22 protein-coding genes are annotated in these 25,857 nt (G+C 66.1%); 6 read left to right on the top strand and 16 right to left on the bottom strand.

Annotated features, from left to right (window positions below; translation table 11 throughout):
• Window positions 1–803 (top strand): peptide chain release factor N(5)-glutamine methyltransferase (gene prmC, locus H8S47_RS02180; RefSeq protein WP_235982549.1); only part of this gene is annotated, 803 nt, incomplete at its 5' end.
• 256 nt (window positions 804–1,059) lie between these two features.
• A complete protein-coding gene (locus H8S47_RS02175; RefSeq protein WP_187502286.1) occupies window positions 1,060–2,337 on the top strand; it encodes a DUF4167 domain-containing protein in 1,278 nt (425 codons plus the stop codon).
• Window positions 2,338–2,763: 426 nt separating this feature from the next.
• Here H8S47_RS02175 and H8S47_RS02170 read toward each other — a convergent pair whose 3' ends face one another.
• From H8S47_RS02170 to H8S47_RS02135, 8 genes are all read right to left on the bottom strand, one after another.
• The gene (locus tag H8S47_RS02170; RefSeq protein WP_187502285.1) at window positions 2,764–3,522 is read right to left on the bottom strand and encodes a sulfite exporter TauE/SafE family protein; all 759 of its coding nucleotides are present in this window, start codon (window positions 3,520–3,522) and stop codon (window positions 2,764–2,766) included.
• Window positions 3,515–4,720, bottom strand: a complete 1,206-nt coding sequence (gene rlmN / locus H8S47_RS02165) for a dual-specificity RNA methyltransferase RlmN (protein ID WP_187502284.1) — start codon at window positions 4,718–4,720, stop codon at window positions 3,515–3,517. The genes H8S47_RS02170 and rlmN overlap by 8 nt, the downstream gene beginning before the upstream one ends.
• A 58-nt stretch (window positions 4,721–4,778) precedes the next feature.
• Complete coding sequence (locus tag H8S47_RS02160) at window positions 4,779–5,900, bottom strand: glycosyltransferase (protein WP_187502283.1); 1,122 nt, start codon at window positions 5,898–5,900, stop codon at window positions 4,779–4,781.
• A gap of 4 nt (window positions 5,901–5,904) precedes the next feature.
• Window positions 5,905–6,582: a P-loop NTPase family protein gene (locus H8S47_RS02155; protein WP_187502282.1), complete on the bottom strand. Its 678-nt coding sequence runs from the start codon at window positions 6,580–6,582 to the stop codon at window positions 5,905–5,907.
• The gene (locus H8S47_RS19100; RefSeq protein WP_187502281.1) at window positions 6,579–7,946 is read right to left on the bottom strand and encodes a GNVR domain-containing protein; all 1,368 of its coding nucleotides are present in this window, start codon (window positions 7,944–7,946) and stop codon (window positions 6,579–6,581) included. The genes H8S47_RS02155 and H8S47_RS19100 overlap by 4 nt, the downstream gene beginning before the upstream one ends.
• Window positions 7,943–9,304 carry an ATP-binding protein gene (locus H8S47_RS02145; RefSeq protein WP_187502280.1) on the bottom strand — a complete coding sequence of 454 codons (1,362 nt, stop codon included), beginning with the start codon at window positions 9,302–9,304 and terminating at the stop codon, window positions 7,943–7,945. The genes H8S47_RS19100 and H8S47_RS02145 overlap by 4 nt, the downstream gene beginning before the upstream one ends.
• A 103-nt stretch (window positions 9,305–9,407) precedes the next feature.
• Window positions 9,408–10,265, bottom strand: a complete 858-nt coding sequence (locus tag H8S47_RS02140) for a polysaccharide biosynthesis/export family protein (protein WP_187502279.1) — start codon at window positions 10,263–10,265, stop codon at window positions 9,408–9,410.
• Between the two features lie 19 nt (window positions 10,266–10,284).
• A complete protein-coding gene (locus tag H8S47_RS02135; RefSeq protein ID WP_187502278.1) occupies window positions 10,285–11,571 on the bottom strand; it encodes a porin family protein in 1,287 nt (428 codons plus the stop codon).
• A 171-nt stretch (window positions 11,572–11,742) separates the two neighbouring features.
• Between H8S47_RS02135 and H8S47_RS02130 the strand changes: the two genes are divergently transcribed.
• Window positions 11,743–13,197: a glycoside hydrolase family protein gene (locus tag H8S47_RS02130; protein ID WP_187502277.1), complete on the top strand. Its 1,455-nt coding sequence runs from the start codon at window positions 11,743–11,745 to the stop codon at window positions 13,195–13,197.
• Between the two features lie 42 nt (window positions 13,198–13,239).
• Here the strand turns inward: H8S47_RS02130 and H8S47_RS02125 are convergent, their stop codons facing one another.
• A complete protein-coding gene (locus H8S47_RS02125; protein WP_187502276.1) occupies window positions 13,240–14,451 on the bottom strand; it encodes a glycosyltransferase family 4 protein in 1,212 nt (403 codons plus the stop codon).
• Window positions 14,452–14,494: 43 nt separating this feature from the next.
• A complete protein-coding gene (locus tag H8S47_RS19095; protein ID WP_328805400.1) occupies window positions 14,495–15,265 on the bottom strand; it encodes a serine O-acetyltransferase in 771 nt (256 codons plus the stop codon).
• A 144-nt stretch (window positions 15,266–15,409) separates the two neighbouring features.
• Here H8S47_RS19095 and H8S47_RS02115 point away from each other — a divergent pair, with 144 nt between their 5' ends.
• Window positions 15,410–16,618: a glycosyltransferase family 4 protein gene (locus H8S47_RS02115; RefSeq protein ID WP_187502275.1), complete on the top strand. Its 1,209-nt coding sequence runs from the start codon at window positions 15,410–15,412 to the stop codon at window positions 16,616–16,618.
• A 37-nt stretch (window positions 16,619–16,655) separates the two neighbouring features.
• Here the strand turns inward: H8S47_RS02115 and H8S47_RS02110 are convergent, their stop codons facing one another.
• Window positions 16,656–17,720 carry a glycosyltransferase family 4 protein gene (locus H8S47_RS02110; protein WP_187502274.1) on the bottom strand — a complete coding sequence of 355 codons (1,065 nt, stop codon included), beginning with the start codon at window positions 17,718–17,720 and terminating at the stop codon, window positions 16,656–16,658.
• A 243-nt stretch (window positions 17,721–17,963) separates the two neighbouring features.
• On the opposite strand from H8S47_RS02110, the gene H8S47_RS02105 reads away from it, so the two are divergent.
• On the top strand, window positions 17,964–19,352 hold the full coding sequence (locus H8S47_RS02105) for an exopolysaccharide biosynthesis polyprenyl glycosylphosphotransferase (RefSeq protein WP_187502273.1): 1,389 nt from the start codon (window positions 17,964–17,966) through the stop codon (window positions 19,350–19,352).
• A gap of 160 nt (window positions 19,353–19,512) precedes the next feature.
• A complete protein-coding gene (locus H8S47_RS02100) occupies window positions 19,513–20,805 on the top strand; it encodes a glycosyl hydrolase family 17 protein (protein WP_187502272.1) in 1,293 nt (430 codons plus the stop codon).
• Window positions 20,806–20,865: 60 nt separating this feature from the next.
• On the opposite strand, the gene H8S47_RS02095 is transcribed toward H8S47_RS02100, so the two are convergent.
• The 5 genes from H8S47_RS02095 to H8S47_RS02075 all read right to left on the bottom strand — a co-directional run bounded on the left by H8S47_RS02095 (window position 20,866) and on the right by H8S47_RS02075 (window position 25,815).
• Window positions 20,866–21,333 (bottom strand): hypothetical protein, encoded by a 468-nt coding sequence (locus H8S47_RS02095; protein WP_187502271.1) that lies wholly within the window; start codon window positions 21,331–21,333, stop codon window positions 20,866–20,868.
• Between the two features lie 114 nt (window positions 21,334–21,447).
• Window positions 21,448–22,674, bottom strand: coding sequence for an acyltransferase family protein (locus tag H8S47_RS02090; RefSeq protein ID WP_187502270.1), 1,227 nt, complete (start codon window positions 22,672–22,674; stop codon window positions 21,448–21,450).
• The gene (locus tag H8S47_RS02085; protein WP_187502269.1) at window positions 22,671–23,909 is read right to left on the bottom strand and encodes a glycosyltransferase; all 1,239 of its coding nucleotides are present in this window, start codon (window positions 23,907–23,909) and stop codon (window positions 22,671–22,673) included. Before H8S47_RS02085 ends, H8S47_RS02090 begins: the two co-directional genes overlap by 4 nt.
• The gene (locus tag H8S47_RS02080) at window positions 23,906–24,490 is read right to left on the bottom strand and encodes a serine O-acetyltransferase (protein WP_187502268.1); all 585 of its coding nucleotides are present in this window, start codon (window positions 24,488–24,490) and stop codon (window positions 23,906–23,908) included. The genes H8S47_RS02085 and H8S47_RS02080 overlap by 4 nt, the downstream gene beginning before the upstream one ends.
• Complete coding sequence (locus tag H8S47_RS02075; RefSeq protein ID WP_187502267.1) at window positions 24,487–25,815, bottom strand: lipopolysaccharide biosynthesis protein; 1,329 nt, start codon at window positions 25,813–25,815, stop codon at window positions 24,487–24,489. Before H8S47_RS02075 ends, H8S47_RS02080 begins: the two co-directional genes overlap by 4 nt.
• Between the last annotated feature and the right edge of the window lie 42 nt (window positions 25,816–25,857).

Raw genomic sequence — 25,857 nt, 5'->3', positions numbered from 1 at the left:
TCGCCGCCGCCGCCGCGCGGTTCGCGTTCTCCGCCACTCCGCGCCTCGACGCGGAACTCCTGATGGCGCACGCACTCGGCGTCGACCGTAACGCCATCCTCCTCGACCCCGACCGCTACACCGTCCCCGCCACCTTCGCCCCCCTCGTCGAACGCCGCCTCGATCACGAGCCGATCGCCTACATCACCGGCACCCGCGGTTTCTGGTCGATCGACCTCGCGATCGGTCCCGGCGCGCTCGTCCCCCGCGCCGACAGCGAGACGCTCCTGATCGCCGCGCAAGCGCACTTCGCCGGCCGCGCCCCCGCGACCGTGCTCGACCTCGGCACCGGCCCCGGCACGCTGCTCCTCGCCGCCCTCGACGAATGGCCCGCGCACGGCATCGGCGTAGACTATTCCCCCCGAGCGCTCGCCTACGCCCGCACCAACGCCGCAACCCTCGGCATGACCGATCGCACTCATTTCGTCCGCGGCAGCTGGGCGAGCGGCATCGTCGGCCAGTTCGACCTGATCCTCGCCAATCCGCCCTACATCGCCACCGACGAGACGCTCCCGCGCGAAGTCCATGATCACGAACCGCACGCCGCACTGTTCGCCGGCCGCGACGGGCTCGACGACTACCGCATCCTCGCCGCACAACTCCCCGCGCTGATCGCCCCCGGTGGCGCAGCGGTGATCGAGATCGGATCGACCCAAGGCCCGCCCGTCACGGCGCTGCTCGAGGCGCAAGGTCTGCGCGTCGCGCTCCACCACGACTATGGCGGCAACCCCCGCGCGCTCGTCGCGACCAAAGCCGCGACTTGAAGAATATGGCGCGAATACGTACATTTCGCTTGTAGTAGGCCCGTCGGGGCCGCTATCACGCGGGCAGGGGCACGCACTCTCGACATCATGGTCGGTTTGAGCGTTGACCCGCATCCTTCGCCTTGAAGTCGCTGCAGTCCGGCGACCCTGGGAAGTCCGACCAGCGATCTCGAACGGATCATCGCTGCGCGGCGGGGGGTTTGCACCGCATTTCGGAGCACGACCAGATTTTGGTTCGACGACTGAGGACACAAGCTTGATCAACAACCGGCAAGCCGGCCGCCGTCGCGGTCGTGGCAACAATAATAATGGCGGCGGTGGTGGCGGTGGCGGTCAACGCCAGGGTGGCGGCGGCGGTCAGAACGGTCGCGACACCGGCAACCGCATCGACAGCCGCGCGCGCGGCAACGCGAGCCAGCTGTACGAGAAGTACAAGAACCTTGCGCGCGACGCGCAGATGCAGGGCGACCGCGTCAACATCGAATATTACCTCCAGTTCGCGGACCATTATTTTCGCGTCCTGAGCGAAACCCGCGCCCGCTTCGAAGAGAGCCAGCCGCAGGCGCAGCAGCAGCCGCGTCGCCAGCAGCCCTTCGATCTCGATGGCGACGACGATTACGGCGACGAGGGCGAACCGATCCGCTCGGGCGAGCAGCAGGGTGGTCAGGCTTCGGCTGAGCAGAACCGGGCCGAGCAGAACCGGGCCGAGCAGAACCGTGGCGAGCAGCAGAATGGCGGCCAGCAGAGCGGTCAATACTCGAATGCGCCCCGTCAGAACCGCGACAATCAGAATCGCGAGGACCGCCCTCAGCGCGAAGATCGCCCGCGGTACGAGAACAACCGCTACGAAGGTCAGCGCAACGACGGTCAGCGCAACGACGGCCCCCGCAACGATGCTCAGCGCAGCGAAGGCCAGCGCGAGGACCGCGTCCGTGGCGACAGCCAGCGCAACCAGCGCAACGCCCCCCGCGATACGCAGCAGCGCGACGAGCGTAGCGGCGAAGAGCAGGGTCAGGCTCGCGAGGCCCAGGCCCGTGAGAACCAGTCCCGCGAGGAACAGGTCCGCGAGCCGCGCAGCGACTACCGCGATGCGCCGCAGCGTGAGACGACCCGTCGCACGCCACGCGTGAGCGCGCCGATGGCCAACGCCAACCAGGATTCGGAAACCGACACGCTGCGTTCGGCGACCGAGACCGCCCAGCCGACCGAAACCGCCGAAACCACGGCGCCAGTCGCGGCAACCGAGGAGCAGCCCCGCCGTCGCGGTCGCCCGCGCCGCGATCGCAGCCTCGACGCCTCCGCAGCTCAGGACCAGGGTGCGCAGGACCAGCGTGGGCAGGACGAGGGCACGCCGACCGCGTTCGACGCGGACCGCCTGCCGCCCTCGCTCGGCATCTCGGCCACCGTCGCACCAGCGCCGGCTCCGGCCCCAACCCCGGCAGCCGAAGTGGCCCCCCCAGCCGACGCCCCCACCGAGGAAAAGCCCCGCCGCCGCCGCGTTCGCGCGGTGCCCGACGAGGTTCAGGCCGGCTGATCTCGACCGCCCCGGATTGATCCGGCGGGTATACCTCGCCGACATGGACGCACTGGAGAACCCCCGGCCGGTGCTGCTGCTTTGTTCTCCCGCGAAGGCGGGAGTCCAGTCTGGGTCCCCGCCTTCGCGGGGAAACAAGCTTTACATGTTCGATCGGTATGACCGCCGATCCATTTCCGGGCGAACACCAAAAAGGCCGGTACCGCATCCCGCGGTACCGGCCTTTTTCGTATCGGAAGGGCAGGGGGCTCGAGGTCGTCGAGTGCGCCGCTCGCCCTGTCGTCTCGATAAATCAGAGGCGATTATCTCCGCCACCAAAGATCTTCCAAGCCCCCCTCCCTGGAAGGGAGGGGCTGGGGGTGGGTAGGCCAGCTCGAGCCATCACCCTTCAACACCCAAACACCCCCCCCCACGCGGCCACCAAACTCAGGAATACGCCCGCCAGAAGAACACGATCGTCGTCGCGATCGTCACCAACAGCGTCCACACGCGGATCACCTGCGGCGACAGCAACAACCCCAGTTTCGCGCCATAATGCCCGCCGACGATTCCCCCGATCAGCATCGGGACGCACAGCGCCCACACCACCATGCCGGTCGCGATGAAGATGATCGTCGCGGCAAGGTTGGCAACCGCCAGCATCAGCGTCCGCGGTGGCGCGAGCGTCGCGGGTGTCGCGCCCGACAGCAGCCCCCACGCGGCGGTCAGCATCAGCCCGACGCCGCCACCGAAATACCCGCCATAGATCCCCAGCAGCGCCTGCACCGCGACCAGCGACTTCGGCCCGATCTCGACCCGCGACCGTAGCCACAGCGACGCACGCGTCCCGAACGCGATCGCCAGCGTCGCGAACAGCAACAGCCACGGCACGATCAGGTCGAACGCGCGCGCCGACGTGGCCACCAGTAAGAGGCTGCCCACGAGTCCACCGACGAAGGTGATCCCCGCCATCGTCTTCATGCTGACGCCGGAGATCCGCTGGAGCCCGTGCCGATACGCCCACGCGCTCGCCATCGCGCCCGGCTGGAGCGAGACATTGCTGGTCGCGTTGGCGAAGGTCGAGGGCACGCCAAGCCCGATCAGCGTCGGCATGGTCGCGAAGCTGCCACCGCCCGCCAACGCATTCATCGCACCGCCGAGAACACCCGCCCCTGCCGCCAGAGCGACCGCACTCCACTCAAGCAAAAGCGTCGGACTCGACAGCAGCCTCACGATCGAGTTGCGCGCGGCTCTTCTTCTCCGACGCGGTCTTCAACTGGCCGCACGCCGCATCGATGTCACGCCCGCGCGGCGTCCGCACCGGCGCCGAGATCCCCGCACCGAACACGATGCTGGAGAACGACTTGATCCGCTCCGGCGTCGAGCACTCATATACTGCGCCCGGCCACGGGTTGAACGGAATGAGGTTCACCTTCGCCGGCAGCTCGTACTTCCGCAGCAACCGCACGAGTTCGCGCGCATCGTCGTCCGAGTCGTTCTTGTCCTTCAGCATCACATATTCGAACGTGATCCGCCGCGCATTGTTGGTGCCCGGATAGTCCGCGCACGCCTGCAAGAGCTCTTCGATGCCGTACTTGCGGTTGAGCGGGACGATCTCGTCGCGCACTTCCTTGGTCACGGCGTGCAGCGACACGGCCAAATTCACGCCGATCTCCGCGCCCGCGCGTGCCATCATCGGCACCACGCCGCTCGTCGACAACGTGATCCGCCGACGGCTGAGCGCGAGGCCCGCCCCGTCCATCACGAGTTTTAGCGCATCGCGGACATTCTCGAAATTATACAGCGGCTCGCCCATCCCCATCATCACGATGTTGGTGAGCATGCGGCCCTCGGGCTGGCTCGGCCATTCGCCCAGCGAGTCGCGCGCGAGCATCACCTGGCCGACGATCTCGGCCGGCGTCAGGTTGCGGACAAGCCGCATCGTGCCGGTGTGGCAGAAGGTGCAGTTGAGCGTGCAGCCGACCTGGCTCGACACGCACAAGGTGCCGCGATCCGCGTCGGGGATGAACACCATCTCGTAATCCTGCGCGTCGTCAGACCGCAGCAGCCATTTCCGCGTGCCGTCGGTCGACACCTGCGCCTCGACCACGTTGGGTCGGCTGATGACGAAGCGCTGCTCGAGCCACGGATGCATCGTCTTCGAGATGTCGGTCATCGCCGAGAATTCGGTCGCGCCGCGATTGTAGATCCAGTGCCACAGCTGCTTCGCGCGCAGCTTGGCCTGCTTCTCCTCGAGCTGCGACGTCTCCAACGCCATCCGCAGATCGGCGAGCGACAGCCCGAGCAGGTCGATCCGCCCGTCGCTGCGCGGCACGAAGCTGCGGGGAACGGGCACGGGATCGATGTGCCCCGGAATAGGCATGAGGTTCGCGGCGGTCTGCATGGCGCGAGCCCCTAGCGGAATTTCGCCGATTTTTCTAGCCTGCTACGCCCAGGCTCCGTCAGCGCGTAGCCAGCAGATCCCGATAGGTCGCGTCGACCGCCTCGACCATCGTCTCGCTCGTGTATTTCTCGATGAATCGTGCGTGACCCCGCTCCCCCCACTCCGCCAATCCTGCAGGATCCAGCGTTTCGAGAAGGTGCCGCAGGGCGTCTACGTTGTTCGAGGGAAACGTCAGGCCGAAGCGCCCGGCATCCAGCGTATCGTTCAACCCCCCGGCGTCCGACGCGATCACGGCTCGGCGGACGCGCATCGCTTCGATCGCGACGAGACCGAAGCCTTCCCAGCGCGAGGGGACGATGATCGCATCTGCCGCCATCATCTCCGAAACCACGCCGTTACGGTCACGCCATCCAACATATTCGACAAAATTCGGCGTGATCTGGCCGATCTGCGGCGCGACGACGGGTTGGCCGACGACGCGCAGTGCATAACGATCGCCTAGCCCTGCAATCGCTTCGAGCAGCAGGTCGAGCCCCTTTTGCCGGTCGAACCGGCCCACGAACAGCAGCTTGATCCGATCGTCGTCCCAGCGCGCCGGAGCCACTGGCGGGGGCGTCTTGCTGATCGCATTGTTGATCACCACGAGCTTCTCGTCGGGCAAACCCACACCGCGTGCGACGTCGCATTCATGGGGCGAGATCAGGATGATACGGTCGGCTTTCCGCGCGAGATAGCGTTCCACGGCGATGATGAACCGTTTGGCGCGCGGCGACACCTGCATGCTGAACGCCCAGCCATGGGGGCAGAAGATCATCCGAGGCCAGCGTCCGAAGCGGCCGAGCCGCGTAATCACGCCAGCGCCGAACGAGTGGGCGTGGACGATCTCGGGTCGTATCTGGCGGCGTACGCGGCGATAGGCGAAGAACAGCTTGGCCATGCCGAGCAGTCGGTTGGGCCGATCGAAATATTCGAACCGGATACCGCTTTCGAGCAACCGCGGTTCGATGTGATCGCGGTGCTGTTCGGGCATCAAGAGCGTCAGCACCTCGGGTCCATAACGCTCGGCCTGCGGCGTCAGCAACTCGGCAAGAAAACTTCCCGTGCCGCCGATGATGCTGTCGCAGACGTGCAGTACGCGCGGTGGGCCGTCGTCAGCGCGCGTTCGGCTCGGGGAGGCCATGCGATCAGACCAGGACGGTGCCGGTGATCGGGATGCCGTGCTGGTCGAGCACTTCGATCAATCCGCGCACGACGTTCCGCTTGGTGAAATGCTTGCGGATAACGATGACGGCCGTGTCGAAGCCGATCAGCGCGTCGGCGATGCTCGTGGCGCCGTTGGTCGCGTTGACGACGGTGGCCGCGATCAGCTGGCTGGCCGAGGTCGCGATCGCATCGTGCTGCTCGATCAACGAGCGTTGCTCGACCGGCTCGCTACCGCCGGGGGTATCCGCGCCGGTCCCCGAGACCAGCAGGCCCGGGATCGCGGTCACCTGATGCTCGGCATGATCGGCCAGCTGGAACAGGCTGGCGATCCGTGGATGCGCGCGGTTCGCGTCGACGATCACCGTCTGCGACCCGGCCTGTGCCATCACCACGCCAAGGTTGGCGGCCAATACGGCCAATGCCTCGTCGCAATCGATCCCGATCAGCGCGCACGCGCGTGATCCGCGATCGCTGTCGGCATAGCTTTGGAGGATCGAGCTGCGGATCGCTCGTGCTGCGACGACATAGGGCGTGTCGCTGGCATAGGCAGCCACGACCAGCGGATCGACGCTGCCTGGTGCGACGACATCGGTCGGGCCGGTGTGCGTATCGCGATCGAAACCGGCCGTTGCCGGACCTGTGGTCGAACGAAGCCTCACGCCATTGCCTCCTTGCGGGGGGCTCGCCAGCCCGTGGTGCCGCTTTTGATGTCGGTCATGTCGGCGATCACGTCGAGGTCGAGCGCGCTCGCGGTGCCCGACGGCGTACGCAGCCGGGGCGCCAGCATTTCCTGACCGATCGCAGCCGCCAGCCCCGCGCCTGCCCCCATCACGATCGCCGCGATGATCCACAGGATCAGGTTCGGCTTCGAAGGCAGGGTCGGCGGTACCGCACGATCCAGTCGGCTCGCATTGGCCTGCGACACCTCGGATTGCAGGGTCGCCTCGTTATAGCGCTGACGCACGGTGTCGTACGTCGCCCGCGCGGCATCGACGTCGCGCTGCAACACGTTCAACTGATCCTGCACGCCGGACAGGGCGAGCATCCGGGTCTGCTGCGCGGCGAGGTCGGCACGAATGCTCGATTCCCGGCGACCCGCGGCCGAGCTGGCGGCGGTCAACGCCTGCGCCTGGACCGACCGCGCAGAGGCGAGCTGCCCACGCAGAGCCGACAGCTGCGCATTGGCGGCGAGCATGTCCGGGTGGTTCGGCCCGAGCGTCTTGGACAGTTCGGCAACCTTGCCGGCCTGAAGACCGCTCTCGCGCTGAAGGTCCTGGACGATCGTCGACTGGGCGACCTCGGGCTGTGCGGTCGAGCCCGATTTGGACTGCGCGACCGCGGCGGCGGCCTGTGCCGCGACGAGTTCGGTCGACAGGTTGCGGACGCGGTCGGCCTCGACGTCCATCCGGTTCATGCCGACGATGCCGTGCTGGCGCTGAAAGTCGGACAATCGCGACTGCGCGGCCTCCAGACGATCGCGGACGTCACGGGTTCGTGCGTCGTACCATTTGGCGTTGCCGCGCGCGTTGCCGCTGCGCAGCGTCACCTGCTTGGTCAGGAACGTGTCGACGATCAGGTTCAGCGTCTTCGCCGCCGCCTCGGGCGACTTGGCGGTCAGGCTCAGCCGGATGACGTTGCTGCCCTTCTCGCTGCTGATCGCGAGATCGCGGCGCAGCATCGTGAGGCCGTTCTGGTTGCGCTCGGTCGGGGTATCGCCCAGCGCCGCGCTCTGGAACTGCGGGCTGCGTTGGACGACGTCGCTCAGGACGGCATCGCTGCGGATGATATCCTGCTGTGTGCCGATCACCGATTCGAGTACCGAGCTGTTGTCCGAGCCGTTGGCGCTGTTGGCGCTGACGGGATCGCGCTCGGTCAGATCGACCAGGATCGACGACGTCGCGGTATAGGCGCGGGGGCGGGTGAAGCCGAGTGCGGCGATGGCGAGAAACACCACCCCGCCAACCAGCAGGACAAGACGGATCCGATGACGGATCGCGCTTATCAAATCAGCGAAACTGATCACTGGTCACGCACTCCTCGTTCCAAGATATTACGCAAATCGTCGAACCCGGCCGGCTTGATCCGGGCGGGGTCGATCCTGCGATTATAGACAAGCAGATAGAATTGCGGCGCCAGCGTATCGTCGAAATAATAGCTGCCCTCGATCGCGCTGGCATGGAGGATAGGGCTCAGCGCCGCGAACGCCGCGGCGATGGTCGCGTCGTCATGACCGTCCTCGTTGAGCACCAGCGTCACCTCGTCCCGCTCGATCCGCGTCCGCATCGCCGCGGCAAGGCAGATCACCGCGATCGCCATTGCCGTCGGCTTTGGCAGGCGCTGGAGATCGACGACCAGCGCCGCGGCGCGCGGGCTGAGCGCACCCCATTCGCTATACGCATCGAGCAGACCCTGCTGGACCAGCGTGTCGTCGATATGGTCGCGACCCGCGCGGCTCGCCGCAATCGCGCAGTTCGCGCCGAACAGACGCAGGTGATACGGCGATCCGACCGCCGAGCGGGCGATCTTCATAGCTGCATCGTCGTCGATCGTCAGCCCCGCGGCGTCACAGCAACGGACCAGCAGCGCCTTGAGCTGTTCGGTCTCGATCCCGCCGATCGGCACCGACACGATATGCCGACGCAGCGAGGGATGTCCCTCGATCAGGTCCTCGAGATTGGCAGCGATGCCGACCGCGACGATCCGGACCGGCGACCGCATGTCCGACAGCAGCTTCATCAGCGCCGCCATCTCGGTTTTGGTCGCGTGCGTTTCGATCCGATCGAACTCGTCGAGCACGAAGATCGTCGGGCGACGCACCTTCTCCGCGAGAATGGTCGCCATCTGGCGCGCGTCGAACGGCGCGGTCAGCAAAGGCTGGACGTCGACGCGCCGAATGCCTTCGCCGGGGATCGACAGAAGTTCGACGAGATAGGGACGGCAAAGCTCGGAAAAGTCGATATCGCCGCCGGCCAGATTGTAGAGCACGGTCGCGCCGGCCTCGTCCGCCATGTCGCCGAACACGCGTGCCAGCGACGTCTTGCCCGAGCCGCGCGCGCCGAACACGATACCATGCTTGCCATGTTCGAGCACCGCCTCGACCAGCCGATCCAGCTCGCGCGCGCGCCCGGCCAGACCGGCGCGGTTCTCGACCGGCATGCCGGCGTCGAACGCGCTGTGAATCCGCGTCCGCCCCGAACTGAGCGACCGCGATGGCGAGACGGCGGGGGCGGGGCGCGCAGGGATCGCCGCGATCGGCCCCGAATGCGCGGGCACGGAGGCCGCGTTGCCGGGAGCCGCGCGAAGGTCGGGCAGGCTGGATAGGGGCGGCTCGGGATCGAGCAGGCCCGACAGCCAGTTGCCGAGGCGTGCGAAGAAACTCACGGGTGGCCTTTCCGCGCTGTCGAGTTGAACGGCGCCGCCCCGAGCGAGGTGATGGCGATCGAGGGTGTGGCGATCGAAGTGATGGCGAAAAAGGTCATCGCGATCAGAACCACTTTTCCTTGATGACCAGCACATCTTCGGGCTGGACCGGCATGTCGAGGTCCGGCTTGTCGAGCTTCTGCCCGCCGCGCCGCACTTCGATCCGCTTGACCGAGCCGGCCAGCGTCGGGCCCCCTGCGAGCGCCAGTGCCTGACGGAACGTCATGCCCGGCTGGACCGGGAACGCACCGCCCTTGTTCACTTCGCCGTACACGTAGATCGTCTCGGCGGTCGGGACGAACAGCGTGTCGCCGGGCTGCACCATCCGCGATGCGCCGCCGCTGAGGTCGGCGAGCGAGATGCGCTGTGGCTGGCCACCGGCCGGGGTCAGGATCACCGCGTTGGCACCATCAATCCGCGGTCCGCCGGCGCGCGCGACCATCGCCGAGACGGTATAGGGGCGATCGATCGGGTAGAGCCCCGAATTGGGGACCGCACCCAGCACGGTCGCCGTCTTGCTGCTGTACGCCGTGATCTCGACGTTGATCGACGGCTTGCTGAGATAGCCGCCGCGCACATAGGCCTGCGACAATTCGGTGCCGAGCTGCGCCGTCGTCTTGCCCGCCGCCTGGACGACGCCGAGATACGGTGCGGTGATCGTGCCGTCGGCGCGGATACGCGTCTTCGACGACATCGCTTCCTGCCCGAAGACGGTCACCGCGATCTCGTCGTTCGCGCCGAGAACGTAGGAACTGGCCGCCGTCCCGGTGGCACCCGGCGAGGTCGCACCGGGCGAGGTCGAACCGGGGGCCGTCTGCGCCGGAGCGGGCTCGGCGGTCTGGGCGTGCACAGTCTGGGCGAGCAGAACCGCCGACAGCGCAAATGCGCCAGCCAGGCGTACGGAGTGCCAGCTACCTGTCATGATGTGCCTCGTCATTAGATCAGAACCTGTACGATACGCCTGCCGCAACGCGGTCGGCATCATAGTTGTTGAGTCCGGTATTGGTGCGGCGCGACGTGCGCTGCGCGTCCAGAGTCAGATTGAGCCGCTCGCCCATGGCACGGGTCAGGCCCAAAGTCAGGCTTGAAAAGCGGTCGCTCGAAAAAGGTGCTGCGATTACAAGGGGATCGCCACGAAACTGGCGCCGCCCGAGAACTGCGCCACCGCGCAGGAGCGTCCGCTCGGCAAACCGCCATTCGGTGCTGAGCGCATAATCGGTCTGCACGGTGAACCCGGCCGGCACGAGCGAGTCGTTGACGATCCGTCGTCCGGCCTCGCCCTTGAACAGGATCCGCGGGATAGGGCGGAACACCAGGTCGATATCCCAGCCCGCACCGCGATACGGACGGACATTGGCGCCCTTGCTGCTCGCCTGCAGGTAATGCAGATCGACCGACATCTCGACGCGGCTGACGACCGCGCGGTTGAACGTCACGCCGGCCTCGTCGATCCGGTTGACGACGCCGATGGTCGGGCGATCGGCGCGCGAATAGCGATAGAAGAGCGCCGCCTGTCCCAGGCTGGGACGCGCATAGCCGATGCCGCCGGCCGCCGACACGAGCGTCTGGTCGGCAAAGTTGAACAGCGTGTCGTTGCGGGTCGTCCGGCGCGACAGTTCGGCGAGCGGAAAGAAGCCGACCGCGCGCGGGCAGCTGGCCTTCACCGCCAAGGTCGAGAAGGTCTGGAAATTGTCGATCGGGCCGTTGATGTCGCCGTAATCGGCCTGCTGGCGGGTCAAGCGCAGGTCGGGCTGGATCTGGCAAATGCCGGCGATCCGGATCGTCCCGCTGCCCCTGATATCGGCGCGCACCCGGCTGCGATCGGTGTTCTGCGTATAGAAACTATACCCGAGGTCGCCGTCGACGCGCAGATCGTTCTGCCCAAGCTGACGCTGATACGATGCCCGGAGCGCGGGCGTGACGATGATGTCGTCGACCGGTGCCGCGCGATCGTCGCTGGTACGGAAGATGTTGTCGTCATACGCGACCTCCGCCGTCGGCGTCACGCTCAGCCCCGGCTGGTTGACGCCGGAGGTGCCCAACAGCGGGATCGGGATCAACGGTACGCCCAGGCGTTCGGTCTGCGCGACCGCCGGATTCGGCATCGCGAGCACCGTCACGCCAAGCGTCTGCGCAACGACGCCGAACAGCGTGGCATTGCCCAGGAGTCTGGCATTTTCTTTGCCGCAACGCAGCATGGACCGACGAGCAGGGGGGCGACCGAACATGGAGTCTGCGTGCCTTCTCATATTCACGACGTCAAGACGCCCGGGTCGATGCGGTCGTGACCATCCTTTCAGGTCACGCTGCACCGCCGCATAAACGTTTAATTCTGTCCGGACTATTAACCGCATCTAAAATCTTGGGAATTAGCGCGTAGCCATCAAAAAGGGAAAGATATGGCTCGCCGTTTTGTGCCGCTGCTGAGTGTGTTGCTGGCGTCGTGTGGCGGTGGCTCCGATCCGTCTACCGAAGCGGTCGTGACCGTTCCCGTAGCAGCGCCGACCCCCACGCCGACTCCTGCGCCGACTCCGAGCGCGGGCGACGCCAGCGCGCTGCCGATCGAATCCGGGGCGACCGCGATCGTCTTTGCAGGTGCCGATCTTCCCGTCCGGACCACGCCCTATATCGTCGGTGCGGCGACCCATTTCTCCTATGCGGCCCTGGCTGGCTACGATCCCGACAGCGTTGCGCAACGCTTCGCCGACTCTGGCATCCGTGCGTTTCGCGAGGATCTCTTCTGGAACGCGCTGGCTCCCGACTGGGACGTCGATGGTGCACATCTGCCGACGCCGCTGGTGACGTTCCTCGGCAAGAGCAGCGCCCGCCCGCTTTATATCCTCAACAACGGCAATCCGTGGATACCCGGTGCCTCGCCGCCGGTCGGGGATGTCGGGCAGGCTGCGTTCACGATCTATGCGCAGCATGCGGTGGCGGCGACGGGCGGTCGCGACGCGCTGTACGAGATCTGGAACGAGTGGAACCGCAACGCCGTTCGCGACAAGCCGGTGCTGGTCGGTCCCGGCGACGCCTCGGACTATCGCGCCTCGCTCTATTACGCGCCGCTCGCCGCGCGTACGACCAGCGCGATCAAGCAGGTGGCGCCTGGTGCCAAGGTGCTGGTCGGCGCGGCTGGAGACGATCCGGGGTGGCAGTGGACGCTCGACGTACTGGCGCGCGGTGGTGCCGCGCAGGCCGATGGCGTGTCGGCGCATATCTACAATCACTGCGCCAGCACCGCGAACCGCACCGCGACCGAGGCGATCGGCCGCCTGGGTACGCTGCATGACAAGGTCGCCAGCGCGAATGGCGGGCGCGACCTGCCGGTCTACGTGACCGAATGGGGCTGGCCCTCGGGCACCGCGTCCTGTTCGGTGAGCACCGCGAAGGTGGCGACCAACGTCCCGCAGTTCCTGCTGCACACCGCCGCGCTGCCTTGGGTGGCGGGCAGCTGGTATTACGAAACCAAGGATTCAGGATCCGACCCCACCAACATCCAGCATAATTTCGGGCTCTACGACGCCAATTATGCTGCCAAGGCCGCGCAATGCGCGTTCGCCGACGCCAGCGCGCTCATCGCCGAGGCCAAGGCGATGGCGGTGCAGACCGTCGATGGCGGCCTGACGGTGATCAGGGTGACGACGCCGCGCGGCCTGGCGATCGTCGCGTGGAGTGCGGTGTCGGGCCGTCAGGGGCGGGTCACGGTCGGCGGCACGGCCGCGTATACCAGCCGCACGCTGTGCCAGGCATCGGGCGCAGTCTCTGCCGATCGCAGCGTCACGGTCGGCGAGATGCCCGTCGTCATCGACGTGCCCAACGTCAGCCGCCTGGGAGTCAACGCCCGCCTGCTATGAGGGGCCCTCAAGTCCGAGCGGCCCCCCGCAATTCGATCGACGCTAGCGCTTGCTCGCTGCGATCTGTTCGAAGGCGCCGATCATCTGCTTGGCCAGCCCGTCATAGTCATAGCGCTCGGTCTGCTTTGCCGCCTGCTCGCGTAGCACGAGCAGCTGTTCGGGGCGGTCGAGCACATCGACGATCGCCGCGCGCCATTGCTCCGCGTCGCCGGGGGGCACCAGCATGCCGTTGACGCCGGGCTCGATCAGTTCGGGCAGGCCACCCTTGTCGCTGCCCATGACCGGCAACGCGTTGACCAGCGCCTGGAACACGACGCCCGGCGAGTTTTCCGCCCACAGCGACGGCACCACCAGCAGGTCGCTTTCGGCCATGATGTCGGCGACGATCTGTTGCGGGACATGGCCCTTCATCGTCAGCCACGGACGCTCGCCATAGGTCCCGCGCAAGGCGTGATCCTCCGGCCCCTTGCCGAGCACGGTGAGATGGAAGTCGTAGGTAGCCGATAGCTGGTCGAGCAGTTCGAGGACGAAATTGATCCCCTTGGTCTTCTCCAGCCGACCGACGAACAACAGCCTGACCTTGCCGGCCGGCGCATGCGTCACGCGCGGGGCTGGGTAGTGGTTCGGATTGAGGATGTGGAAGCGCGGATAGTCCTCGATCGGCAGCAGCGACGAGATCGTGTCGAGGTTGGACTGCGACGGCGAGATGAAGCCCAGCCGCGGGATCTCGCGCAGGAAGCCCATCTTCACCTTCGAACTCAGGCGACAATTGGTGCATTGCTCGACGCATTCGTCGCTGCCGCGGAACATCGTCGTCCGCAGGCAGGCATAAGCGAGATCGTGCAACGTGATCGCGGTCGGGATGTCGTGGCGGCCAATGACCTTCAGGCCATTATAGCCGAGGCCCGAAATCCAGTGGATGTGGATGAAGTCCGGCTTGAAGTCGTCGATGACCTTCTCGAACATCGCCTCGTTGCGCGGGTCGTAATGATCCTGGGCATGCCAGATCGGCTTTTTCCAGCCGGGCGCCTGGCTAGCCCTGAACACCGGATAGATGTGCGGTGTGTTGACGCGGTACAGCGTGTAGCCGTCCTGCGGCGTGGCCCAGCTTTCATGCTCGACCATTGGCGCCGCAGTCAGCACCGCGGCTTCGTGACCATTGGCCGCGAACCAATAGGTCAGGCTGTGCGCGCACAGTTCCGCGCCGCCGATCACATAGGGCGGATAGAATGCGGAGATGCTCAGAATGCGCATCGCGTCCTCCCTTCGCGGGGCCGCGGCGCAACGATGTGACGGGTCATGACGCGCCGACGATCCGGGCCGGCACGCCCACCGCGACCGCGCCGTCGGGCACGTCGCGCAACACGACTGCATTGGCGCCGATCATGGCTCCCTCTCCGATTGTGACCGCTCCGATGATCGCGGCGCCTGCCGACAGATAGGCTCCGCGTCCTATTCGGGCATGCCCTGGACTGTGCGAATGTCTAGAGCCGATCGTTACATTCTGCAAAATAACGACATTCTCTTCGATCGTGCAGACGCCCACGACGATTCCGTACGGATGGGGAATATAGAGCCCGGCCGCCACGGTACAGCCGATTGCGATCTCCGACCCGAATTTGCGACAGGTCCACCACCACCAGATGCGCCGCAGCGGCCGGCCGACGACCGGAATACGCGCCAGCGCATCCTGGATCCGTCGCGCCAGCACGAACTGGAATCCTTGCGTCAACAGCACCATCCGCACCGCGAACGCCGGGGTGAGGGGGGTCGATTCATGATGCGCGAACAGCGCCAGATCTCGCCGGACCGCGGCCCGGAAACCGGCTGCCCCGCCATTGCCCTCGGTTGTCATGAACGGACGATACCCTTGTTGCTCGCCAGCATTCCCAGGCGGTGGAGATTTTGATGCATTGCGGCAATCACCGAGCCCCGCAAGGCCATGCCGATGAACTTGTACCGTTTTTTGTAAGAATCGAGCAAGCGGTGGCCGTTTTTCGCCGTGTCGGGGCACTTCGTTGTTGCAGGAAGTGGTAGCGACGCGATACCGCACGTGCGAAGTGAACATCGATGGCGTGTCATTCTCGGTGGATCATGGTGCGAATTCGGCGACGATCGACCGGGACGGCAACGGTCCGCAGGCAATTTCAATCAGCGGCATCATTGCTGTATGCATGGCGGCGTGGCCGCATGGAACGATCCGAAGGGTAGCATGCGCATTCTGATCGTAAATACGTTGTACCCCCCGTCCTCCGTCGGCGGAGCGGAGCGTTCGGTCGCGCTGCTCGGCCGAGCCGTGGCGGCGCGGGGGCACGACGTTCACGTCGCATCGCTGCACGACGGCAACGCGACCCTCGAGGAGCAGGACGGGCTGGTGACGGTCCACCGCTTGCCGCTGCGCAACCTCTATTGGCCGTTCCGCCCCGATCATCGCCCGTCGAAGCCGGCGCGGCTGCTGTGGCATCTGCGCGACCGGCGCAATCGCCGCGCGACTCGCGACCTGATCGCGCTCGCCAAGCGCATCAAGCCCGACGTCCTGCACACCAACAATCTGCAGGGCTTCTCGACCGAGATCTGGCACTGGGCGCGCGCGAACGACATCCGGATCGTCCATACGCTGCGCGACTACAGCCTGATGTGCGCGCGCGCGGCGCTGTACCGCGACCGCAAGGATTGCGTCGAGCGGTGCGGCGATTGCCGTCTGCTGACCGACCGCAAGAAGCACAATACGCCGCTGGTCGACGCCGTCGCCTCGAACAGCCGCTACGTGATCGAAACGCACGAGCGCCACGGCTTCTTCCGCGATACGCCGAGCCGGGTGATCTTCAACATCGCCGACGTCACCTCGGTGGTGTCGAGCCCGGAACGGCCAGGACGCGAGGATGCCCCCGGACTGGTGTTCGGCGTGATCGGCCGGGTCGAACCTGAGAAGGGCATCGAGGTCGTGCTGACCGCGATCACCGGCGTCGAGGGCGACTGGCGACTGCGGATCGCGGGCGGCGGCCAGACCGACTATATCGAGGGGCTCAAGGCACGCTATCCCGATCCGCGGATCGACTGGATGGGGTTCGTCAAGGCCGACGCCTTCTATGACAGCATCGACGTGCTGATCATTGGTTCGACTTGGCCCGAACCGCTGCCGCGCACGATGATCGAGAGCCTCGCGCGCGGTACGCCGACGCTGTATTCGGACGCCGGCGGCACGCCCGAGATCGGCCCGATGGCGCCGCTCGCCGAGATGTACGCCAAGGACGATCCGGAGGCGCTGGCCACGCAGATCCGTCGTGCGCTGGCCGATCCGGTCGCATGGCGCGCACGGCGGTCCGCCGACCCGGCCTTGCTCGAGCAATTCTCAGAGGGCGCGGTCGCCGGGCGCTATATCGCGCTCTATTCAGGCGATGCCGGCGGCACGGCCACCTGATCGGACGCGCCGTACCGACCGGCCGGTAGGTATCGTTTCAGACCGTCGCGAGCGCCGCGATCAGATCGTCGGCACTTGCCGCCCAGGTATAGGCATTCGCGCGTGAGAGGGTACGTGCGGCGAGGGTTTCGACCAGCGTGTCGTCGCGCAGCATCCGCTCCATCCCCGCGGCGATCGAATCGACCGACATCGGATCGACGTACAGCGCCGCGTCCCCGCACACTTCGCGCACCGGCGGGATGTCGCCCGCCAGCACCGGCCGACCGAAGCGCATCATCTCCAGCGGGGGAATCCCGAACCCTTCGTACAGGCTGGGGAAGACGAGCGCGCGCGCACCGCGGTACAGCCCCATCAGCGCGGCGTCGCTGATCCGGCCGGGCAGGATCACGCCGGGCGGTACCGTATCCATGCCGTTCTGCGCGAAGGATTTGACCGCCGCGCCGACCAGCACCAGTCGGTCGTCGGGTTGCGCGACTCGCGCGAACGCCTCCAGCGCGCGGGGCAGGTTCTTGTTCGGCGCGAACGACCCGACGAACAGCATGAAGCGGCCCGGCGTCAGACCGAGCTGGTCGACGATCGTCGTGTCCGGCACGATCGCATCGACATGGTCCGCCGCATTGGGGATGACCGGGATCGTCGTGGGGTCGAGGCCGAGCACCGCGGCGAGCCGATCGCGCGAAAAGCCGGACACGGTCGCGATCCGCGAGCGACGCGCGATCAGGCGCCCCAGGGTGCGGTGCATGGTCCGATACGGCCGCGAAAAATTGCCGGGAAGGTCGTAGACGAGCGCGTCGTGAACGACGGTCAGCGATCGTCGCGGCAGCACCGGTCCGGAATTGCAGAGGTTCAATAACGTCGAGCCGTGTGCTGCTCGGGGCAGGTGGAATTGCTCCCAAGCATGGCCGCCACCTTTACCAATCGTCCGGGCTGAAAAATGGGGCCATTCAGCGGGAGCGGCAACGCCCGGCGGGAGCAATATCGTCCAGCGTGGCGGCTCTGCGCCCTGTGCCACGCGGTCATGCACCTCGTTCAGCAGCATGCGGGCAAATCGTTCGACGCCAGTGACCGAGCGACCCAGGAAGCGACCGTTAACCCCAATCATTGTCTATATTTTCCAATTCTGTCCGTCGATAAGCACGGCGCGACGCCATCTGGTTGCCGGTTGGCCGCGCGACGTCATGGTGCGTCGCTTAGGCTGATTCGGTGACCTCGTTCAGCTTTTATGAGGTCCAGTCCGGCTATAACGAGCGATTGATCCACAACGGGCCAACCGCTATCATTGTTGCGTCGCAGCGAAAACCGGTCGGTTGACCAGTGGCCGATTTTCTAGGGATTTAGTCACGCGATGGAAGTAGCCATGGAGCATGTCGGCGAGATTTCGTTGGCCGGTGCACTCCACCGACGCAATTTGCGATTGCGGCTGTATTGCCTGCTGATCTTTACGGATCTGCTGGCGATCTCGATCGGCTTCGCGATAGGCAGTTTCGTCCGCGGCGACAATTGGTTGTCGCTGAGCGGGATCGACCTGGCCTATCCGGTCCTGCCGATCTACCTCCTGATCGCCTTCAACAATAAGGCGTATTCGCGGCCCGCGATCACCAGCGGGTCGGAATCGATCCTGCGCGCGATCGTGCCGTTGGCGATCACCGGCTTCGCGCTGCTGACGCTGATCTTCTTCGTTCAGGCCGGCAACGAGATTTCGCGGGTCGCGTTCGCGATCGGTTTCGGCGGCACGATGATCCTGATGGCCGGGTTCAGGATGGCCATCGTTATCGTCGTGCGTCGCACGGCTGCGCCCAAGTTGGTGGCAGAATTGCTGATCGTCGACGATGTCCCGCGTGCCGAATGGAACGAGCGCCAGGTCTGCGACACGATCTTCGCGGCGGAGGCCGGGATCGAGCCAGACATGGGCAACCCGCACATGCTCAACCGCTTTGGCCAGATGGTCAGCAAATATGAGCGCGTCGTCGTGCAATGCCCGGCGGATCGCCAGCTCGACTGGTCGCTGCTGCTGCGTGGCGCCAATGTCGACGGCGAAATCCTGTCGCCCGGCTTCGGCAAGCTCGGCGTGCTCGGGTTGCAGAACTTCAAGGGCCGGCAGACGCTGCTCGTGGCGCGTGGGCCGCTGAGTTATACCGACATGGCCAAGAAGCGTGCGCTCGATATCATCGTGACGCTGGTCGTGCTGATCGCGATCTCGCCCGCGCTCATCCTGATCGCGCTCGCGGTCAAGCTCGACTCGCCCGGTCCCGTGCTGTTCCGCCAGGAGCGGATCGGGCGCGGCAACCGCATCTTCCACATCCTGAAATTCCGCTCGATGCGAGTGGAGAATTCGGATTCACGCGGGTCTACCTCGACCCAGCGCGACGACAAGCGGATCACCCGCGTCGGTGCGTTCATCCGCAAGACCAGCCTCGACGAGATCCCCCAGTTCATCAACGTGCTGCTCGGCGACATGAGTCTGGTCGGCCCGCGCCCGCATGCGCTGGGATCGCTCGCAGGGAACCAGCTGTTCTGGGAAATCGATCGCGAATACTGGCATCGCCACGCGCTGAAGCCCGGCATTACCGGCCTGGCGCAGGTTCGTGGCTTTCGTGGCGCGACGCACCGCGACGTCGATCTCAAGAACCGGCTTCAGGCAGATCTCGAATATCTCCACGACTGGAGCCTTATGCGCGACGTGACGATCCTGTTCCGGACCATGAACGTGCTGGTCCACAGCAACGCCTATTGAGCCCGTATTCCGGGGGAGCTAAACGCAAAATCCGGGGGTCGAGGAGAAGTCTATGCCGTCCATGCGATCCCAGACGTCGCCGCGCCCATCCTGGAAAATCCTTGCCCGAACCGTAGTCGCGGTTTCCGGCCTGGTCGGGGGCGCCATCGCACTCGCCTCGATGGCGCCGATGACGGCGACGCCCGGTCAGCTCAAGGTGCTGCCCGACGGGCCATTGAGCCCTCGACCGGTCCCGCTGATCGTCGGGGTCGGCGTGCATTTCGGTATCGGCGGCGACTATGGCTATGATCCCGCGCGCACCGCGCAGGCGATGGAGACCGTCGGCGCCTCGTCGTTCCGCGATGATCTGACCTGGGCGGGCTTCAAGGGGGCGGGAATGAACGCCCCGGGCACCATGCGTCCCGGTCAGGCCGCGTTCCTCGCCGCGACGCGCGCGCGCCCGCTGTTCATCCTCGACCATCCCAATCCCGCGATCGGCGGCGACGGCGTTCCCGTGACCGATGCCGGCCGTGCAGCCTTTGCCGGGTTCGCCCGCGATGCCGCACAGCAGACAGCCGCGCGGCGCCCGATCTACGAAATCTGGAACGAGTGGAACCTAAATGCCGCCCCCGCGATGGGCAAGCTCATCGGACGCGCCGGACCCGGCGACCCTCGCGGGGGCGACGCTTATGCCCGACTGGCGGCGCAGGCCACCGCGGCGATCCGCGCGACCCAGCCTGGCGCCACGATCCTCGCCGGGGCGGCGGGCACGGACGATGGCTGGCAATGGGTTCGCTCGGTCGCGGGGGGCGGCGGCTTGCGGGGTGCCGACGGCCTGTCGGTGCATTACTACAATCATTGCGAACGCCCCGAAAACCGCACGGCGGATGAGGCGATCGACAAGATGCAGGCGTTGCATGGCGCGATGCCGACCCGCGGTGGGCGGGCGATGCCGATCTACGTCACCGAGATCGGCTGGCCGACGACCCGTGGCGGATCCTGCGACATCGCGCGCAACGATTCGGGCGACAACATCGCGCAGTTCCTGCTCTGGTCCGCGGCCACGCCCTGGATGCGCGGCGTCTGGATCTATCAGTTGAAGGATCAGGGTAAGCGCCCCGACGACATCGAGGACAATTTCGGGCTGTTCACCTATGATTATAAGCCCAAGCCGGCCGCCTGCATGGTCCGCGACGTCACGCACCTGATCGCGCGCGCCAAGAGCTGGCGGGTCGATCAGCCGCAACCCGGGCTTACCGTGGTCAGGATGGACGACGGCCAGTCACGCAAGCTGATCGCCTGGACCGACCGCTCTTCGCAGAAGGCACAACTGGTGCTCGGCGGCGCACCCGTACCCTATCGCACGGTCTGCGCGCCCGATGGGCCACGCGACACGACGATCCCGATCGGATCGCGACCGGTGGTGGTATCGCTGGCCGGTAAAGGCACGCCGATCCGCTATCGAATGATGTGACGCTCTGGTCGACGGTGCGTCCGGCAGGCTTGCCGATCGGGCGCACCCTCGATCCGGGGATCAGGCCAGCAGGCGTGCCGCGACGATCGTGATCGCCGTCCAGCCGGCGAGGCTCAGCGCACCGAGCAGCATCAGCCGACCACGCGGTGCCCATTTGAACGTCGCCGGCGCGCGGAATGCGGCATGGGTCTGGCCGAGATCATGGACGTTGTCGGTCATCGCCGCGGTCACGCTTCCCGCGGGCAGCGCGACGTCGAATTGGCAGCCATAATCGGACCGGCCAACCCACGTGATCCGCGCGCTGTTCAGGCCGACGCCGGGAATGCCGATCGTCACCGCCTGGTCGATCGCCAGCGGCAGGAGCGACTCGATCCGACAACCGTCGCGATTGAGATCGGCGATGCGAATTTCACGCGAGGGCAACTCGTCGGCAAGGCGCAACGTGCCCGTGCGCGCCAGCGACACGCGCGTTTCGCCGCGGCGCTCGACCGTATCGGCAAACGAAACTAAATTATGAGCAGTTGCCACCATGCGTTCCCTAAATGGGGCAGACCCCTGACCCATCGGCCGATCTAGGGGGCATGGATTGACGAAATCCTATTATTTCATCGTTACCAGATTGTTAACTAATATTAGTTGCCGCTATCCGACCGACTTCGGTTGCCCGCCGCGGGGCGTAGATCCACGGGGCGTAGCTCCAAGCAGGCCGCCGACGATCCGCTGGAACACGCGTTTGCGGCGCTCCGACACCTCGGCGATCAGCAGGGCCAGCACGACCGCGCCGCCGATCGCGACGGGCCCGCCGAGCAGGTGGGTGCGCAGACCGGGGAACAGCGACGTCAGCATGATCAGGAACGGCTGGTGGATGAGGTAGAGCGTGAAGCTCGCGCCCGCCAACCAGCGGATCGCGCGGGCGAACCCCGCCGGGAAAACCGTGCGGCCTTCCGCGGCGCGGCGGAACGCGATTATATTGATGGTGATGACCACGCCGACCAGCGCGAAATAGACGAAGCTCTTGGCCAGTTGCGCCACGCTGGCTGGCTCGTACATCGGCCAAGCCCAATGCTCCATCGTCCGCTTGACCAGGAAATAGCCCGGGATCGTTGCGACGAAGGCGGCCAGCGCCAGCCATTTCGACATCGTCACCCGGCCCGCTCGGATGTGGCGATAGGCGACCAGGCCGAACAGCCAGATCGGCATGTACGCGACCACCTTGGGCCCGAAGGCGATCATCAGCAGGACGCCGATCACCGCGCCGCGCACGCGGCCGAGGTAGAAGAACGCCGCAAAGATGACGTAATAGGCGGCCTCGAATCCGAGCGACCAATAGGGCTCGTTGCTGCCGAATACGCGGTGGCTGAACCAGAGTTCGTTGGTGAAGGTCAGCGCGAACGGCAGATTGGCTAGATAGGCGGGATCGTAGAAGCCATGGGTGCTCAACGGTACCACGCCGAAGCGGTTGGTGATCATGTCGCACGCAAAGCCGACCAGCAGCGCAATCAGGCACACCGAATATAGCCGGGAGAGGCGCGCGGTCGCATAGGCGCGAAGGCTGTGCTCCTTCTCTTCCGCGACGAAGGCGATGACGAACCCCGACAGCACGAAGAACACCGCGACCGCCTCGCCGGTATGGCCGGAGATGAACCCGGGCAGCCCCGGCATCACGAAATGCCGCGCATGGCCGAGCACCACCTCGAACGCCGCGACCAGTCGCAACAGGTCGAGATAGATCGACAGGTTGGGATCGAGCACTTTGACCTTGGCAGCCTGTGAACCGGTCGGTCCTGCGTGCGTCTGCGTCTCGGTCACGATGCCCGCTCCTCGTTCGTCGCCAGGGTTCGTCGTCGCCGCCATCATCGGGGCCATCATCGGGTCCGCGCCGCGCGTGCATCGATCAGCGTGTCGACCAGCGCGCCCTCGCGGCGTTGGCTATGCGCGGCCCAGCGCTCACGCACCTGCGTCCGCGCCGCCTCGACCGCCGCGGGGTCCTGCGCGAACGCGAGGATATGGCGAGCGGCGGCTTCGGGCCGGTCGAGGTCGAGCAGCGCCTCCACGCCCATGAACTCGAATCCCTGCAGCGACAGCGGTGTCGCCATCACGGGCGCACCCGCAGCGAACGCCTCGAGCATCTTGATCTTCAATCCGCTGCCATGGACGACCGGGCTCAGCATGCACAGGCAGGTGCCGAGCAGCCGCTCCATCTCGTCGTCGGCGACGAAGCCCAGCGTTTCGACGTTCGCGGCAGGCGGGCCGATATGCTCGCGCGTACCCTTGCCGATGAACGTCACGATCGCCGGCGTGTCCAGCGCCAGCAGCGCAGGCGCGAGCGCGCGCGTGATCCAGTCGATCGCGGCGCGATTGGGCGGAAAGCCGGGGCTGCCGATGAACAGCACGCGGCGTTGATCGCGCTCGATGTCCTGCGGCACCGGCAGGCAGTCCGAAGCCTGAGCGCTCCGTTCGATCACCGGGCATAGCGCGACGCCCTTCGCCCCCGTCAGTCCTCGGTAGTGGCGCGCATCGCTGTCGGAGATGAACACGGTCCGCGCCGCACGTCGCAACAGCAACGCCTCGATCAGCCATGCCTGGACCGCCTCGATGCGCAGGAACAGCGCGGACAGGCGCGATTTCCGCAACCGCGCACCGTCGACCAGCGTGTCCGGCGTGACGTTGTGCGCGATGAACACGAACGGCGTCCGTCCGAGCACCAGCCGCCACATCGACACGTTCGCCAGCGCCTGGATATGATCGACCACGATCAGGTCGGGTCCGGCCGCCAACCCCGTGCGGATCGCCCGTCGCGCCGGTGTCGAGACGAAGCCGATGCTCATCAGCAGCTTGCCCGAAATCAGGTGCGCCAGCTTGCGGGCCTTGGACGGCGTCTTGGTATCCGCACGATAGCCCGTGACTCCGCCGAACGCAGGAGACGGCGTATCGGCCGGCAGCGTCGCGAACACGCCGGTCAGCGCGACCGCGGACGACGCCGCGAGCTCGCCGATATGGGCGCGGGCGACGACGTCCATCCCCGATCGCGGGGCGACGGGATCGCCGGCACCGATATAGAAGACGCGCAGCGCCGGACGGTCTGACGCCGCAAGCGGGGTCATTGCGCGCCGACGTTCGAAGGGCTGGCCGCGCCCAGGATCCGCGCGGGCGTTCCGGCGGCGATGGCGCCTGCCGGCACGTCCTTCAACACGACCGAATTGGCACCGATCTTGGCGCCGTGGCCGATCGTGATCGGTCCGAGAATGGTCGCGCCCGCGCCGATCTCGACATCGTCGCCGATGATCGGCCCACGCGGCGCCTCGTCGCCGCGCTTGCCGATCGTGACGCATTGCAGGATCACGACGTTGCGCCCCACCGTGCAGTCGCCGAGCACGATCGCATAGGGATGCGGCATGTAACAGCCGGGGCCGACGTTCGCGATCGCGGCGATCTCCGATCCGGATCGCCGACAGGTCCGCGCCCAATATAGTCGCGCCACGATCCGGCCGACCGCCGGGATCGATGCCAGCAATCGCTGAATCCGGTGTGCCAGGATGAAGCGGAAGCCGGGGAGGAACAGCCACGCATAGACGAAAAACGCGCCGCCCGGGCGCCGGCTGCCGACCTTTGCAACGCGGATCAGGTCACCGCGGACATGATCGGCGCAGGTGCGCCATGCCGACGGCGCAGGAGTATCGGTCATCGCTGCGGCATCCCCGTTTCCGGATCGTTCGCCGTTGCCATGTGTGGATCGGGCGAAAGATCGGACTGCTTCATCTTGCTCAGGACATGGCGCAGGTACACCAAACGAACGATGAACAGCGTGCTGGCGGTCGCCGCCGCCGACAGGCCGGCACCGATCAGCCCGAAGAAATACATGAACCCCGTGCCGAACGCGATCGCGACGATCACGCCGGCGACGTTGTTGACCGCGTACATGCGGTCGCGCCCCATGCTGGTGATCGACACGTTGAGCAGGTCCGAGCCCGAACGGATCGTCGCCGCCAGCAGCATGATCGCGAGCAGCACGCGGAACACCGGGAAGCGGCCCGGCGGCGCGAAGTAGAAGATCAACTCGGTCGCCAGGAAAATGCCGACGCTGAACACCGCGGCGAAGGTCAACGTCTTGATCATCTGGCGGCGCAGCTCGGCCTGCCACTCGGCGGGATCGCCACCGCGGAACGCGCGCACCATTCGCGGCAGCGCAAGCTGCACCACGGCGGTCGAGATCAATGTCTGCAGCGCGTTGGTGATCGAGAAATAGAAGCTGTAGATACCCGTCGCGACCAGCCCGAGCAGCGCGTTCAGGATGAAGCGGTCGGCATAGCCCAGGCCGACGATGCCGAGGTCGCTGAAATAGATGTACCAGGCACGGCGCGCGCGATTGACCAGCACGCTCAGCTTCTTCTCTTCGCGCAAGCCCGCCTTCATCGGCCAGCGGCGCAAATAGACGAACAGCATGCCGATCGCGAGCAGGTGGCTGAGAATCCAGCCGATGAAGATCATGTCGAGCGTCTTCAGCGCCGGCACCGCAAAGCCGATTCCGACGACGATCGGGATCCACAGCGCCGAGCGGACGAACACCAGGACGTTGGCGAACAGCGCCAGCTCCAGCCCGATCATCGGCATGTAGATGTCGAGTGCGAGCGTCTCCAGCCACAGCAGGATCAGGATCAGGACCTGGGTCTGCGTGATCTCGCCGGTCTGCCAGATCAGCACGGGCACCGCGATCAGCGTGCCGGCCAGCAGTGACGCGAAGGTGATGATCAGGCGATCGCGGATCAGCGGCGCGGCGGTCGCAGGCGTATGGCCCACCACTTCGCGCGACACGAAATAGTTCAGCCCCCAGCCGACCGTCGCGGGGACGATGCCGATTGCGCCGATCGCCAGGCCGTAAACACCCGCCGATGCGAGTCCGAGTTGGCTGACGATATAGAAGGACAGCGCGAATCGCAGAAAGAGCGTCGAGCCGCGCAGAGCCATGTTCGGCGCGCCGCCGCGGATCAATCGTGTCAGTAACACAGACATGATGAAGGCAGCGTCTCCGCTAGGGCGTCGGCGCAGATCCGA

Origin of the sequence: Sphingomonas albertensis (genome assembly GCF_014358075.1) — a bacterium.
GTDB lineage: Bacteria > Pseudomonadota > Alphaproteobacteria > Sphingomonadales > Sphingomonadaceae > Sphingomonas > Sphingomonas albertensis.
Note: the sequence above shows the minus strand (reverse complement) of the source record. Positions and strands in the feature narration are given on the sequence as shown.